This is a genomic window from Saccharopolyspora sp. NPDC045941, from assembly GCF_056431445.1.
The window spans coordinates 101,777-114,792 of the sequence record NZ_JBWKKU010000028.1; the positions used below are offsets into that span (position 1 = coordinate 101,777).

Here is a 13,016-nt window from a genome sequence, read left to right on the forward strand (position 1 = left end):
TCCCTGACCTGGTGTGCCCAGTGTCGGACCGGTCGTTCAGATACGCGACCAGGTACGCGGTCCGGACGGCCCTGGGCCGTGCTGCGAGTTCGTCGGTGCTGCCACGCCGATGGCGTTTCAGCACCCCGCGCAGCGGGAAAGGCCATGCGTAGTGGCTTGAACCACCTTTGTGGATATCGCGCAGGCTTTGGGTGGCACGGCCGCGAACCGCTGATCTACCTGGTGGTGTTCCGCTTGACGTTCGGGCCGAAACCACGCGGGAGGGTTCCGATGACCGACCCGTTGACCACTCTCACCGAAGCTGGGGTGTCAATATGGCTGGACGACCTCAGTCGTGGCCGGCTGGCCAGCGGCGGTTTGGAGGCGCTGGTCCGCGACTGGCATGTCGTCGGCGTGACCACCAATCCTACGATCTTCGCCAAGGCCATCACCGGCAGCGATACCTATGCTGAACAAATCCAGCAGTTGGCGTTGCGGCAAATCGGGCCCGACGCTGCGTTGCGCGAGCTGACTACCTACGACGTGCGGTGGGCGTGTGATGTGCTGCGGCCGGTGTATACGGCCACCGGCGGCGTGGATGGCCGGGTGTCGATCGAGGTCGACCCACGCATCGCGCACGACACCAACCGCACCATCGCCGAGGCGAAGGCGTTGTGGTGGTTGGTGGACCGACCCAACTTGTTCGTGAAGATCCCGGCGGCCAAGCAGGGCCTTCCGGCGATTAGCGCGTGCCTGGCTGAGGGCCTGAGCATCAACGTCACGCTGATTTTCTCGCTGACGCGTTACGCCGAGGTGGTCGATGCGTTCATGACGGGTCTCGAACACGCTCGCGACAACGGGCACGACCTGTCGCACATCGGCTCGGTCGCCTCGTTCTTCGTGTCCCGAGTGGACACCGAGATCGACCAGCGCCTGGACCAGATCGGCACCGAGAAAGCCGCCGCCTTGCGAGGCAAGGCCGCGATTGCCAACGCTCGTCTGGCCTACTACCACTACGAAACAGCCTTCACCAGTGACCGATGGAACGCCTTGCAACGCGCTGGAGCCCGGCCTCAACGCCCGCTGTGGGCCTCCACCGGAGTGAAAGACCCTTCCTACTCCGACACCCGGTACGTCACTGACTTAGTAGCGCCCCGGGTGGTCAACACCATGCCCGAGGCCACCCTCAACGCCGTCGCCAATCACGCGAACGTGCCGACTGACAGCATTCATGATGCCTACGACGACGCCCAACGCGTGTTCAACGGCCTCGCCGAACTCGGCATCGACTACAACGACGTCGTTGCGAAATTGGAAGACCAGGGCGTGGCGGCATTCGACGCCAGCTGGGACCAGCTGGGTGCGCAACTAGCCCAAACTCTCGCCGCACCGCACGCGGCGTAGAAGGGAGCGCAATCCATGACGTCAGCATGCCGGCGGGAATGAAGGTCAACATCTGGGACGTCACCGACACCATCCAACAACTCATCCGATCCGGCACGCAGGTCGACCCGGCCAGACTCGCCAACTTCAACGTCCCGCTCACCGAGGTCGCCAACGCAAGCAGCACGTACGCCGCCGATCTCGGCATGCCGGTTCGTGCTTTCCTGGCCGATGACGCAAACAGAAGGTGCCACCAAAATTGGGTCAGTCGAGCCTAGCGCTGACTTCGTCATGACACTCGAAATGTCATCCGTGCAGGACCGGCGTCCAGGCTGACACCAAGGAGATGAACGATGGCGAAGCACAAGCTTGATGTTCAGGTACGCAGAGTTTACGACGAGCCAGCTGATCAGGATGGCACCCGCGTACTCGTCGACCGCATCTGGCCGCGTGGCCTGAGCAAAGCCAAAGCCGACCTTGACGAATGGTGCAAAGACGTCGCGCCGTCAACGGAACTGCGCAAGTGGTACAGCCACGATCCAGAAAAATTCGAGGAGTTCCGCCGCCGCTACCGAGCCGAACTCGATGAACCAGAGCGAGCCGACGCGGTCCAGCACCTGCGGGATCTGGCCGAACGCCAACGGCTCACCCTGCTCACCGGCACCAAACACGCCGACATCAGCGAGGCGGCGGTACTCGTCGAGATGTTGAGCAGCTGACCGACACTGCTGCCACGCCGTGAAGGCGCGTGTCCGCGCCGAACGTATCGAGAAGGTGATGCCAGTGAGCGACGGGAATCAGCAGCCAGGCGCACCTCCGCCCGTTGCGGGATTGGCCGGCGAGGGCCTTGAAGTTGAGGAGGAGCGGTGGGCATCCGTCTCGCCCAGGCAGATCACCTCGCAGCAGTGGCGGCAGTTCGAAGGCTATATGGAAGAGATCTTCACCGCGTTGGGCATGCCGGTCAGGTCACCGTCCACAAGCGAGACGCCACGCCGGTACTTGCAGGCTCTTTTCGATGCCACGAGCGGCTACGAGGGCGACGACAAGCTGGTCACCGCTTTCCCCACCGAGTGCCGCGGCGGCCCGGACTGCCGCATCAGCCAAGTGGTTGAGGGACCGATTCCGTTCTTTTCCCTCTGCGAGCACCACAGCTTGCCGTTCTTCGGCACAGCCTACGTCGGTTACATTGCCCACGAGCACATCCTCGGGCTGTCCAAACTGACCAGACTGCTCAGGCTGTTCGCCCGCAGGTTCTCGGTCCAGGAACGCATCGGCCATCAACTCGCCGACTCCCTGGAATCGATCCTGTCCCCGCACGGGGTCGCCGTGCATCTGGAGGCGGTGCACCTGTGCATGCAGATGCGCGGCGTCCGTGAAAGAGAATCCAGTACCCGGACCACCTACTGGCGCGGCAACTACGACACCGACGCACAGTTGCGCAGCGAATTTTTCACCCTGTGCAGCCAACGAGGCTGAACCATGGCGCAAGCGCGTAGACCGGCGGCCTCGGTCGAGTCATCGACGCGTTGGCCTGGCGTTCCAGGAACCCGGCGCGGTCGTGCTGCCGGGCTCGATACCAGCCGAGGCCTGCTGCTGGCCATCTACGCACTGGGCATGGCGGTGCCGTTGTTCCTGATCGCCGCTCTGTGGGATCGCTTCGACCTCGGGCGACGCCGGTGGCTGCGCGGCCGGGAGCTGAAGCTCGGCCCGCTCCGCGTGCACAGCACCACGCTGCTCTCCGGGCTGGTCTTCATCACACTCGGCGCGCTGTTCCTCGCCACCGACGGCACCGGATCCCTCGGTGGGATCGTCGGCATCGACGCGCAGTTCGCCGCGCAAACCTGGGTACAGCACGTATCGGCGCTCATCTCCGACCAGCTGGTGGTGGTCGGAGTCGTGCTGCTGTTGCTGGCTGGGCTCGGCTGGGCGCTGCTCGCGACCCGCCGCACACACCGCGGCCACGCCACATCGAACGACACCCCCGACGAACTCGACAACGAGCCCCACCGTGCGAAGGAGTGATCAATCGGTGCTGCGGTTCCGGGTGCGCTGGACAGCCGCGTCTCCGGCGAGCACGTCGAGGCCCCGCCGAACCTCAAGGAGTACGAGCCGACGGTTCAGGGTTCGGACCGGTTCTGGTTCGAGCTCAGCGGTTCGAACCGTGGGCGAGGCTGCGGTGGGTGGACGCCGTGACGCGCCCGAACGACCGCACCAGATGTCTGCGGCGGCAGTGCGGGGTGAGAACGGGGATAGGCGTTCTGGTCACGACTTCTCCCCCGGGTTCGGCCACACCCGATACGCCACTGCGCCGTGCGACGGAACCGACGCCCGGATCTCGCTGCCGATGCTGGCTTCAACGCCCGTCCACAGGTCCCGCGACCGGTAGTCGGCGGCATCGGGCAGTCCGACCTCGCCCGCCTTCGCCTGGATGTCCTGGTCTTCGCCAGTGCGGTTGAACAGCACGACGGCCACCGATCCGTCCGAGACGGGTTTGGCCCACACCTCGGTTTCACCGTCGTCGCGGACCCGGTAGCCCTGTTTCCCGCCCCAGTCCTGGTTGATCGCGATCAGCTCGGGGGTGAGCAGGATGTCCTTTGTGGATTGATCCATGGTGCGCAGGTCGTTGCCCGCGAGCAGCGGCGCGTTCAGCAGCGCCCAGAGGGAGAAGTGCGCGCGGTACTCGGTGTCGGTCATGCCGCCGTTGCCGACTTCGAGCATGTCCGGGTCATTCCAGCCATTCGGGCCGGAGTGCTGCTCGATACCGACCTGCTGGTCGAGCAATCCGGTCATGCTGTTCCAGGAGTCACTGATGTCGCCGGTCGTGCGCCACAGGTGGCCGCCGACCTCGCGGCCCCACTCCCACGGGTCGTTCTCGCCCCATTCGCAGATGCTGTAGACGATGGGGCGGCCGGTCGCGCGCAGCGCCTCGCCCATCTTCTGGTAGCGCTCGACGGCCGGACGGCCCTCGTTGTTGCAGTTGTCGTACTTGAGGTAGTCCACGCCCCAGTCGGCGAAGGTCCGGGCGTCGACCTCCTCGTGATCGAGGCTGGCGGGCAGACCCTGGCAGGTCTTGGTTCCCGCGGAGGAGTAGATGCCCAGCTTCAGGCCCTTGGCGTGGACGTGGTCGGCGACCGCCTTGATGCCGGATGGAAAGCGCACGGGGTCGGGTTGCAGGCGTCCGTCCGCGCCGCGCTCCGGCGCCATCCAGCAGTCGTCGATGTTGACGTACTGGTACCCGGCGTCCTTCATGCCGGAGGCGACCATCGCGTCGGAGGTCTCGATGATCAACTGCTCGTTGATGTCGCAGCCGAACTTGTTCCAGGAATTCCAGCCCATCGGCGGAGCGGGTGCGGGATCGTCCGCGGCCCCCGCGGTGCCGTTCATGGTCAGCAGGAGGGTGGTCACTAGCAGCATCGTTGTTCGGTAGTGCACAGAATCACCCCAATTCGAACGATAATAAACACGATCGCTCAGGTTCGGCTCGCTGACAAGCCGCCGTACGGCGCAGTGCGGACCTCGACGAAAGGCAGATTCGTTCTCGGGACACGCTTGACCATCTGGGATGTTCGTGATCTTGTCTCGGAGTGGATCAGCAGCCGTTGGTGGAGTTCCGGTATCGCGCGGTGTGCGAGGTGCTGGGTGGATCGCCGATTGGTGAGGTCGCGACTCGCTATGGGACGACACGACAGTCACTGCACGCGTAGCGGAAACGGTTTCAGCAGGAAGGCATGCCGGGCCTGGCCGATCGCTCTCGCCGACCACGCACCAGCCCGAACAGGGTGACGGCTGAGGTTGAGGCGCTGATCTGCGAGTTACGGCGGGAACATCCCCGGTGGGGTGCCCGGCGGATCAGTTACGAGCTCGGGTTACATGGTCTTGCCCCTGCTCCAGCTCGGGCCACGGTGCATCGGGTCCTGACTCGAAACGGGCTGATCGACCCGCACGCCCAGCAGCACAAGCGGAAGTACAAGCGTTGGCAACGCCAGACCCCGATGCATTTGTGGCAACTCGACATCGTCGGCGGCGTCCCGCTGGCTGACGGCCGGGAATGCAAGCTGGACCGGGATCGATGACCACTCCCGGTTCGTGGTGGTCGCCGCGGTCGTCGTAGTCGCTAACGGCCGGTCGGTGTGTGAGGCGTACACCGGCGATGCGCCGCTACGGCGTACCTTCAGAAGTGTTGTCGGACAACGGAAAACAGTTCACCGGTCGTCATCACCGTCCGCAGCCGGTGGAGGTGTTGTTCGAAACGATCTGCCGGCACAACGGCATCACCCAGCGCCTGACCAAACCCCGTTCACCGACCACCACCGGCAAGATCGAACGGTTTCACAAGACGCTACGGGCCGAATTCCTCGACCACGTCGCCCCTTTCGAATCCCTCGACGCCGCGCAGGCCGCAGTCCACGGCTGGGTCGAGAGCGACAACTATCAGCGCCCGCACCAATCATTGGACATGGCGACCCCGGCCAGCCTGTTCCGACCGAACGACCCCACACGCATCGACGGCCCCCAGCCCCTGCAGGCCGAATCCGAGAACCTCGCACCCTTGATGGTAGATGTCATCGAGGCCCCCGCGCAGACTCCTAGCGCGTCAGCCGCCTCCAGCGAAAACTTGGAAACCCCGGATAAACCAGCGCAACTGCTGCCCTTGTCCGATGCAACACGCGGCGGCGTGTGCGGTGCTCACGACCGGTCGTGCTGACGCGGCGACCCGTGTATCTGAACCGCGTAGACCACCCAACCCAGCACCGCCAGGCCGACCCAGTTGATCCCGCGGTACAGCAGGACGATGGCCATCGCTTGCGCGACCGGTATCCCCGACGACATCAGCACGCCGAGCAGCCCGGCTTCTGCCAGGCCCGCACCCCCGGGCATGATCTGCAATGCGATACTCGCTTGCACAACGAGGAAACTCATCACGAGTGCCGACCACGGCACCGGGGCGCCCAGGGCGACGACAGCTGCCATCAAGCTCAGGAAGTCGCACACCCAACTCAGTGCAGCGATCGCCAGAATGACCGCCCATTGGAGCCAGCTCGGCCGGAGCAGCCGCACCCGCTCCGACATGCGGCGTGCGGCTGCATCGGGGTCCGCCGCCCAGCTTCCTCGTTTGAGCAGCGGAATCCGTCGAGCAAACCTGGTCAGCGCTCGCAGGCCACGGTGCAACAGTTCTGCACGCGTAACGACCCGCCAACACGCCCACGATGCAGAGGCGATTCCCAGGACGAGGACGACTGCGAGAAACGCCGGAATGCTGCCGGCCGTTCCCAAACCGAGAACGCCCAGCACCATCAACACGATCGTCGCCACTACCCCGCTCAGCACCGTTGACCACGCGGCCAAGGCGACACCCACGTCGCGCTGGCGCAGCTGGTAGGTCGCATAGGCGAAACCGGCCGGATCTCCGAGCGCCGGCAACGTGGTCGACAGCGCGTTCTCGGCGAAGTGAATCGCTTGGACGGCCCGCACCCCCAGGTGCACTCCACCGGCGATCAGCAGACGCCGGTGCAGTTCCCCATACGCCACCAAGCTGCCGAGACCGAGCAAGCCCGCGACGAAGCCCCACTCCCATCGCAGACCTGCGAGGGCAGTGCGCAACCGACCGGCCTCGCCGACCAGCGCAGGCAGCTGCCACACCAGGACGCCGACACCGGCGACCAGCACGCACCATTGAACTATCCTGCGCACGAACTTCCGCACCGCAGCCCACTCCGCTCGAAGTCCCGCCCGCCCCACGGCGGCATGCTCCGCACCCGCCAACCGACCTGAGGCCTCCCCTCCCACCGCAACCAACCGGGTGGCCGTCGGCTGTCCTGCACCGCAGATCACGTCCTGGGAGTACCCATGCCGACGCCGAGCCCAGAGTGCTTGGTGAGCTCGCGTAGATGAGCTCGTTCGGCGCGGTGTTGATTCAGTGTCGGCGCAAGCATCGCCACGCATGCGGAATGGACAACGCCGGAGCGGACATATGACGAGCTGACCTTGGCATTCCATCCGGCCGAATCAGCCATGAGCAATGCTGTTTCGTGTACGCCCACAACAGAGCTCCATGAAAACAAAGTTCGTCGTCGGCCGACCGTGACCGCGGTAATGACTCGCCCGTATGAGTCAACTACCGCTTGATCACCAGGAGCTGCAGTTCGGAAAGACCTACCAGCGACTCTCGATACTCTCCGCAAATGAACCGGCCCGGTGTCCGGATTCTGCGCGAGCAGGTGCTGGTTCCAGCCCATTATGGAGACGGCTCTTTATTGACAGACGTGCGGCCTTTGCATCGCAATGTCACAAGGGCTTCTTCGGTTCCTCCTCCTGTTCGACTGCTCCCCTCTTTGCCGATTCGTCTCCGCTCACAGCAGGCTGATCGGTGTGTTCCTCTTCAAAGGTCGTGCTCGTATGTTCCTCAGCGAAGTCTGGTTCGTCGCCGGGTTCACCCGCTCCGGTTCCGCGTCCGGTCATCTTCACTCCTGGCTTCGACTATGTTGGACCACCTCCCTGCTCGTCACCCGCTGCTGCACAGGCCGAATCGGATTGGTGGTCAGTAGCTGAGCAGTCCCGCGCCGAAGGAAATGAAGAACGCGGCTACCAGCACGACGACGACAGCGATAGCGATCAGCCAGATCCACTTGGTCGGACGTGCCGAAGGCTTGGTCTTGTACGAGAGGCCTTCGGTGGCCGATGCCGACTCTGGTGGTGTTTCCCCAGGAGGTACCGAGCCGCCCTGCTCCAAGCCTGGCGTGCGATCCGGATCGGGATCAGGAGGCTCGTGGGACCCTCGTGTGGACATGCCTATCGGCTACCCGCACCGTCGTTGCCAAAAACCGCAAGCTCCTGGTGCTCCGCTGTTCGCCTCGGGATGCACGTGTATCGCCTGGTACTTACCTCGGCGGCGGGCCAGAAAGAAGAACGTCCTTGGCAATGTTCTTCGTCCCCGGATCCGCGTTCGTCTTGCACATGCCCCTTCAACGATCGTCCGCCAGGCCCATGGAAAACGGACTTCACCGGATCATTCGGTGAGGTCCCGGCCGTGGACGTCGATGGCGTCGGCCGGCGTGACGTCGATCGACAAGTGCAGGCCTGCGCCGTGCGTGGAGTTGGCTGGCCGAAACTCACACACCGGTCCGCACTCCGACGAGCAGCCCAGGGCCGATCTAGCCGACGAGCGAGAACAGCGACTGATCGAAGCTGAAGTCTCCGTGGCAGAAGGAACCGCTAGGCCTGAGCAAACCCGGGCATTCGAGCGGGAGCGAGCCCGCAAGCAAGCCCCGGACCAACACCGGGCGCGCCGCGACGACAGCCAGTAGGCAATATCCATTGCCCCCGCTGCGGGAACCGATCATCACGGGCCCCAACTTCCACGCAATAGCTGCCAAGGAACACCGAAGGGATACCGCGGTGCTCGCCAACAGACGGCGACGGTCTATGTGGGCTGACACGGCGTGAGCGCCTCGGCAAGGGCGTCGTGGCGTGCGAACCGTTCGGTAGTGCCGGTCACCGCCATCATCCAATCGATACGGCACTTGGGTTCGCAGACGATCAAGAAGCGCACGCCGCGGTCGGAAGCGCGCAGCTGAGCCTCGCCCAGCACCTCCAGACCCGCGCTGTCGAAGAACGTCACACTGGTGAGGTCGGCGACCACTGTTCGTGTGCAGGCAGCTAATCGATGCCTCAGCAACTCGCGCAGCTGACTGGCCGCCGATTCGTCTACCTCACCAGCCACGCTAACCACGACCGTCTCCCGGTTCGGGCGAAACACCGCGACACCGAATTTCTTGGTGCATTGCGTGCAAGCCAAGTGATTCGATACCTCGTTGGCTTTTTTCGCTTCGTGCATCGCCCCTCCCACAGGTCTGTTGTCGAAGGCCGAGAGGTCTTCGCTACTCCGACACGAGCCACATCCCCGACAGGCACTGCCGCGGCTGTGCGGAGCCAAGCCAACTCCTCGGCTCACATCTCCCTTCTTGCTGTGGGTCTTAAAAGAACCTTCGTCGTGCCGGCATTGACGTTCAGGCCATGCCGGGGTCCTGATACGGCGAAGTCCTCGCAGGCGTTTCCCCTCCGGCCTCCGTGAAAGCCTTCAGCGCCTCAACCAGACCGCGCCTCGTCTCGCCGGTCATTCTGCTCAGGATCCGGGCGATCTCTGCCCGCCGCTTCGCGGTGACCAGGCGAACGATCTCCTCTCCTGCGCGACTCAGCGTTACCGTCACTTCGCGACGTGACACTGGATTGGTCCGGCGCTCCACAAGATCGGCGGCCACGAGCCGGTCGATCATACGAGTACTGGTCGACGGGTTCACGCCCATCAAACTGGCGAGCCCGCCGAGGTTCAGACGCCGGCGGGCGGACAAAAGCACGAGCACGCGCAGCTGGGGCAACGTGATCGTCTCATCCACCGCAGCCACCGAACGTGCTGATACGGCAACTAGCAACCTTGATGCGGTCAAGACCATCTCGGCTACGACACCTATGTCGTCCACACCGGCGGCGTCTTCCGCTTTTCTGCCAAACATGTCCGGCCACGTTCGTGTCAATACCATTGTGTCGTACCGATCATGCGTTCAGCGTTGAATACGGAGCAATCTCCTCACCGGGCTCTACCCTGCAAACCAGGACGTCGCACCGCCACCATGCCCGCGACGGCCAGGCCCAACACGATCGACAGCGCCCCCACCACGACGTTGTTCCAAATCACGCCTGCAGTCGGGGGGCCAATGGTGGTGACCCACGTCGCCACGATCAGCCACACGCCGATAGGAGCGGCGGTCCAGCTGATGCCGCCACGGCGTTCCGGCGTTCCCGTAAGCCCCAGACCGATTGCCGTGACGATCAGCCCCAGAATGAGGTTGTTCATGCTGAGCAACGGCTGAGCGCCGGCGAACCCGACCACCCATGGCGAGACGGCAGTGTAGGCACCCGTGAGCATGAGTACGGATTCGCTGCTCATAGTAGTAGGTGATGCCAAAGCGGCGTCGTATTCCCTGAGGCCCTCAGCCGATGTCATCGCGCGAGTACCGCGTTGTTCGGGGGCGACCATGACACCCATCTCCTCGTTGCCTCGCGAAGGCTCCTACTTCTCGGGAGTTGCCATCCCGTGCCCAGTGCAAACGTCTGTCCACGTCGATCAACGCACCGCCTGTTCGTCCAGTTTCTCCATATCCGCACCAGATGCATCTCAGACAACTGCAGCCTCAGCCCCTGCGCGGCAAGATCATGCCTATAGCCCACGTCCGAGGCTGATCACTTGCATCCGGGCACTGGCGGAAGATTCCGGTGCATTTCACAACACGAATGATCTTCGAGGTCGGGCCGATCTCGTGATGCCTCGCCGTGGACCGACGCTGCTTCGGCTCCCACTGTGAGGGGCTTTTCGACCCGCCTCGCGTTGCATCCACCTGCTGCCCAGGGAGCCCGGAGGAGGAGGCTCGTACGTGCATCGAACCGAGCGGAGCTCCGCCCCATTGCGGCGAAAGGTGCGACGCTACCCGATTCGAATCCGCCGCAAACGCCGGTTGCGCTCGAAGTACCACGGGTAGCCGGAGGTGCATTTCCACGCCGGGAGGACACGATGCGTCAGCGCCCGAGTTGTTCGGCCATGCTCGTGGAATACGTTCGCCACCCACGGCGAACCGGCGCCGTCGTTAGCACCTCGCGACGGTGCGCCGAGGAGTTCGTGGACCGCCTCGGTGTGGAAGATGCGCGATATGTCGTGGAACTCGGTGCTGGCAGCGGCGCGATCACCGACGCACTCGCGAGGCGAATGCAGCCGAACACGCGGCTGCTGTCCGTTGAAATCAGTCCGGTGCTCGCCGCGCGGATGCGGGCCGACCATGCCGGGGACGATGTTGAAGTCGTCTGCGCGTCCGCGGGCGACCTGGCCGCCGTGCTCGACGAGCGCCGATTCCCGGCCGTCGACTGCGTGATCAGCTCCCTGCCGTGGACGCTCATGCCGGTTGCAGACCAACGCCGGACCCTGCAGGGCATCGGCACCTCGCTGACACCCACCGGCTGCTTCGCTCTCCTGCTGACCGCCCACCACAGCTGGACCAAGTCTGGACGGCGCTTCGACGACGTGCTTCGCGAGCACTTCCCCCACGCCCGGAAAGACCACCTGCACTGGGCCAACCTCCCGCCGCTGCGCGCCTATCATTGCCGGAACTCGCCGTCGGAGTGAACGCAGGAGGCGTGGCTCGCGCAACGGTTTGGCTCTCGTGCTCGCACAGCCCCGGTCCGACGCGTCACCTCCGCAATGAAGGTGCTGTAGCGCATAGACCCTCCCCGATCAGGCGCCACCGCACGCAGACGACCACCATGACCGGCCGGAGCCGGATGCGCTGCTGCCGCTCCGCCGGAGGTGGTGGTCATCAGGACCGGGCCTGCCTGGTCTTGCGCCCGCTCTCCTCGCGCAGCGCATCAACCAGCTGGCGCTTCGACATCTTCGAGCGCCCCGAGACGCCGAGTTGCCGGGCCCTGTCGTACAGGTGCTTCTTGCTCGCCTTCTCGTCGACGCCACCGCTGGTGGGCTTCTCCGGCTGCCCGGCACCGCGCTCGGCCTGCTCGTCCGACGGGCCCTTCCGCTGCTTCGGCATCCACCGGTCGCCGACCTTCTCGTAGGTGTGCTTCAAGGCCGAGTAGGCGGTTTGATGAGCGCGCCGGCCTTCCCCGTAGGACTCGACCGCGCTGTCGTGCGCCTTGATCCAGGTCTCCTGCGCCCCCTTCGGCGAGCGGCGCAACGTCGAGGGCAGTTCTTCGCGAGCAGGCATGACCGGTCGCCTCCGTTCTGCTCGGTCCGCGTGGTCCAGATCAAGCGCGCCGCCGCGGCGCCCCGTGGCGCCTCGGCCCGGGCGCTACCGTCTTCCTGATCTGAACCCGACCGGTCAACCCGTGGATCAGCACGGTGCCACCACCGGCCCGCCGCAACTGCGCGCATGCTTCATCGATCGCATCGGCTTGACATTCGGTGTGGCATTCGGTCGCTCCGGTGCTCGCGCCGATGACCTTCCAGCCACCGCTACCCCGGTCCGGCACGATGTGGCGCTCGCCCATGCCGGCTGCTCCGTCTTCTGCTTGGCGCATCGGATTCCAGCTTCACTGCGCGATTTTGTCCTGTATAGCAGAGGTATTCCCGTCACGACGCCGGGCGCAAACGCCGGAGGTCTCCCCCGGCGAGCGGAGTATCGGCCCCCTCCTGCCGGTAAAGCCAGTGGTGCCCTTGAAGGGCCGCGAAGTGGGGCTGAAGTGAGGAGGCCGAAGTATGGACCCGGGAAGGACGACGAGCTGAAGGAGATGGAGGGTCACCTCCCGCAGCGGCCACCCGATGCGAGCCGACGAATCGCCCGATGCCGAGCCCCCGGCGGACGACGACCGGTCGACCGACGTCCGGCCTCCGCCGGAGTCATCGGAGAGCTGAACCGGGGCGGTGGTTGGTGAGTTTCAGACCTCGGTCGGCCGCTGCCGTGCGTACGCCTCACCTGCGCGCGAGCCTTCAGCCGGCCGCACGCGAGGGATACCGTGGTGGCAGCCGTCTCGAGCAGCGTTGCAACGCCGCAGCGCGATCAACGATTCCGACCGGACAGCGCGTCCCTCATCCGGTCGATCATCCCGACGCCCGGGTCCAGGATCATGTTGGCCGGCGGCCGGTCCGGCGCCGAGGGGTG

The 13,016-nt window shown here is 64.9% G+C and carries 15 protein-coding genes and 2 pseudogenes; 8 read left to right on the forward strand and 9 right to left on the reverse strand.

Annotation, left to right across the window (positions count from 1 at the left end; genetic code table 11):
• The first annotated feature begins 270 nt into the window (after positions 1 to 270).
• From tal to AC07FN_RS23070, 5 genes are all read left to right on the forward strand, one after another.
• Entirely contained in the window at positions 271 to 1,383 is a 1,113-nt protein-coding gene (tal, locus tag AC07FN_RS23050; protein WP_478397472.1) for a transaldolase, read from the forward strand.
• Positions 1,384 to 1,421: 38 nt separating this feature from the next.
• A complete protein-coding gene (locus AC07FN_RS23055) occupies positions 1,422 to 1,640 on the forward strand; it encodes a hypothetical protein (RefSeq protein WP_478397473.1) in 219 nt (72 codons plus the stop codon).
• Positions 1,641 to 1,715: 75 nt separating this feature from the next.
• Complete coding sequence (locus AC07FN_RS23060) at positions 1,716 to 2,081, forward strand: DUF488 domain-containing protein (RefSeq protein WP_478397474.1); 366 nt, start codon at positions 1,716 to 1,718, stop codon at positions 2,079 to 2,081.
• 64 nt (positions 2,082 to 2,145) lie between these two features.
• Positions 2,146 to 2,838: a GTP cyclohydrolase I gene (folE, locus tag AC07FN_RS23065; protein WP_478397475.1), complete on the forward strand. Its 693-nt coding sequence runs from the start codon at positions 2,146 to 2,148 to the stop codon at positions 2,836 to 2,838.
• Between the two features lie 138 nt (positions 2,839 to 2,976).
• Positions 2,977 to 3,384 (forward strand): hypothetical protein, encoded by a 408-nt coding sequence (locus AC07FN_RS23070; protein ID WP_478397476.1) that lies wholly within the window; start codon positions 2,977 to 2,979, stop codon positions 3,382 to 3,384.
• A 240-nt stretch (positions 3,385 to 3,624) separates the two neighbouring features.
• On the opposite strand, the gene AC07FN_RS23075 is transcribed toward AC07FN_RS23070, so the two are convergent.
• The gene (locus tag AC07FN_RS23075; RefSeq protein ID WP_478397477.1) at positions 3,625 to 4,776 is read right to left on the reverse strand and encodes a glycoside hydrolase family 27 protein; all 1,152 of its coding nucleotides are present in this window, start codon (positions 4,774 to 4,776) and stop codon (positions 3,625 to 3,627) included.
• A gap of 302 nt (positions 4,777 to 5,078) precedes the next feature.
• Here AC07FN_RS23075 and AC07FN_RS23080 point away from each other — a divergent pair.
• Both AC07FN_RS23080 and AC07FN_RS23085 read left to right on the forward strand, forming a co-directional pair.
• Positions 5,079 to 5,435 (forward strand): annotated as a pseudogene (locus AC07FN_RS23080) (helix-turn-helix domain-containing protein); the annotation flags it as partial.
• A 119-nt stretch (positions 5,436 to 5,554) separates the two neighbouring features.
• Positions 5,555 to 5,842: pseudogene (locus AC07FN_RS23085) on the forward strand (integrase core domain-containing protein); the annotation flags it as partial.
• A gap of 206 nt (positions 5,843 to 6,048) precedes the next feature.
• On the opposite strand, the gene AC07FN_RS23090 reads toward AC07FN_RS23085, so the two are convergent.
• The 6 genes from AC07FN_RS23090 to AC07FN_RS23115 all read right to left on the reverse strand — a co-directional run bounded on the left by AC07FN_RS23090 (position 6,049) and on the right by AC07FN_RS23115 (position 10,396).
• The gene (locus tag AC07FN_RS23090; protein ID WP_478397478.1) at positions 6,049 to 7,065 is read right to left on the reverse strand and encodes a lysylphosphatidylglycerol synthase transmembrane domain-containing protein; all 1,017 of its coding nucleotides are present in this window, start codon (positions 7,063 to 7,065) and stop codon (positions 6,049 to 6,051) included.
• Between the two features lie 582 nt (positions 7,066 to 7,647).
• Complete coding sequence (locus AC07FN_RS23095; RefSeq protein WP_478397479.1) at positions 7,648 to 7,821, reverse strand: hypothetical protein; 174 nt, start codon at positions 7,819 to 7,821, stop codon at positions 7,648 to 7,650.
• Between the two features lie 79 nt (positions 7,822 to 7,900).
• Positions 7,901 to 8,149 (reverse strand): DUF6480 family protein, encoded by a 249-nt coding sequence (locus tag AC07FN_RS23100; protein WP_478397480.1) that lies wholly within the window; start codon positions 8,147 to 8,149, stop codon positions 7,901 to 7,903.
• Between the two features lie 633 nt (positions 8,150 to 8,782).
• Positions 8,783 to 9,196, reverse strand: coding sequence for an STAS domain-containing protein (locus AC07FN_RS23105; RefSeq protein WP_478397481.1), 414 nt, complete (start codon positions 9,194 to 9,196; stop codon positions 8,783 to 8,785).
• A 172-nt stretch (positions 9,197 to 9,368) separates the two neighbouring features.
• Positions 9,369 to 9,755, reverse strand: coding sequence for a MarR family transcriptional regulator (locus AC07FN_RS23110; protein ID WP_478397482.1), 387 nt, complete (start codon positions 9,753 to 9,755; stop codon positions 9,369 to 9,371).
• Between the two features lie 191 nt (positions 9,756 to 9,946).
• On the reverse strand, positions 9,947 to 10,396 hold the full coding sequence (locus AC07FN_RS23115; RefSeq protein WP_478397483.1) for an SPW repeat protein: 450 nt from the start codon (positions 10,394 to 10,396) through the stop codon (positions 9,947 to 9,949).
• 636 nt (positions 10,397 to 11,032) lie between these two features.
• Here AC07FN_RS23115 and AC07FN_RS23120 point away from each other — a divergent pair.
• The gene (locus tag AC07FN_RS23120; protein WP_478397484.1) at positions 11,033 to 11,533 is read left to right on the forward strand and encodes a class I SAM-dependent methyltransferase; all 501 of its coding nucleotides are present in this window, start codon (positions 11,033 to 11,035) and stop codon (positions 11,531 to 11,533) included.
• A gap of 190 nt (positions 11,534 to 11,723) precedes the next feature.
• Here AC07FN_RS23120 and AC07FN_RS23125 read toward each other — a convergent pair whose 3' ends face one another.
• Together AC07FN_RS23125 and AC07FN_RS23130 are read right to left on the reverse strand one after the other, a co-directional pair.
• Complete coding sequence (locus AC07FN_RS23125; RefSeq protein ID WP_478397485.1) at positions 11,724 to 12,122, reverse strand: ChaB family protein; 399 nt, start codon at positions 12,120 to 12,122, stop codon at positions 11,724 to 11,726.
• A 40-nt stretch (positions 12,123 to 12,162) separates the two neighbouring features.
• The gene (locus AC07FN_RS23130; RefSeq protein ID WP_478397486.1) at positions 12,163 to 12,405 is read right to left on the reverse strand and encodes a DUF2188 domain-containing protein; all 243 of its coding nucleotides are present in this window, start codon (positions 12,403 to 12,405) and stop codon (positions 12,163 to 12,165) included.
• Positions 12,406 to 13,016: the final 611 nt, after the last annotated feature.

Bases quoted from the DNA above. Each gene is read 5' to 3' on its own strand.
- tal (WP_478397472.1), top strand. From the start codon at position 271: ATGACCGACCCGTTGACCACTCTCACCGAAGCTGGGGTGTCAATATGG.
- AC07FN_RS23055 (WP_478397473.1), top strand. From the start codon at position 1,422: ATGAAGGTCAACATCTGGGACGTCACCGACACCATCCAACAACTCATC.
- AC07FN_RS23060 (WP_478397474.1), top strand. From the start codon at position 1,716: ATGGCGAAGCACAAGCTTGATGTTCAGGTACGCAGAGTTTACGACGAG.
- AC07FN_RS23070 (WP_478397476.1), top strand. From the start codon at position 2,977: ATGGCGGTGCCGTTGTTCCTGATCGCCGCTCTGTGGGATCGCTTCGAC.
- AC07FN_RS23075 (WP_478397477.1), bottom strand. From the start codon at position 4,776: ATGCTGCTAGTGACCACCCTCCTGCTGACCATGAACGGCACCGCGGGG.
- AC07FN_RS23095 (WP_478397479.1), bottom strand. From the start codon at position 7,821: ATGACCGGACGCGGAACCGGAGCGGGTGAACCCGGCGACGAACCAGAC.
- AC07FN_RS23100 (WP_478397480.1), bottom strand. From the start codon at position 8,149: ATGTCCACACGAGGGTCCCACGAGCCTCCTGATCCCGATCCGGATCGC.
- AC07FN_RS23105 (WP_478397481.1), bottom strand. From the start codon at position 9,196: ATGCACGAAGCGAAAAAAGCCAACGAGGTATCGAATCACTTGGCTTGC.
- AC07FN_RS23115 (WP_478397483.1), bottom strand. From the start codon at position 10,396: ATGGTCGCCCCCGAACAACGCGGTACTCGCGCGATGACATCGGCTGAG.
- AC07FN_RS23125 (WP_478397485.1), bottom strand. From the start codon at position 12,122: ATGCCTGCTCGCGAAGAACTGCCCTCGACGTTGCGCCGCTCGCCGAAG.
- AC07FN_RS23130 (WP_478397486.1), bottom strand. From the start codon at position 12,405: ATGGGCGAGCGCCACATCGTGCCGGACCGGGGTAGCGGTGGCTGGAAG.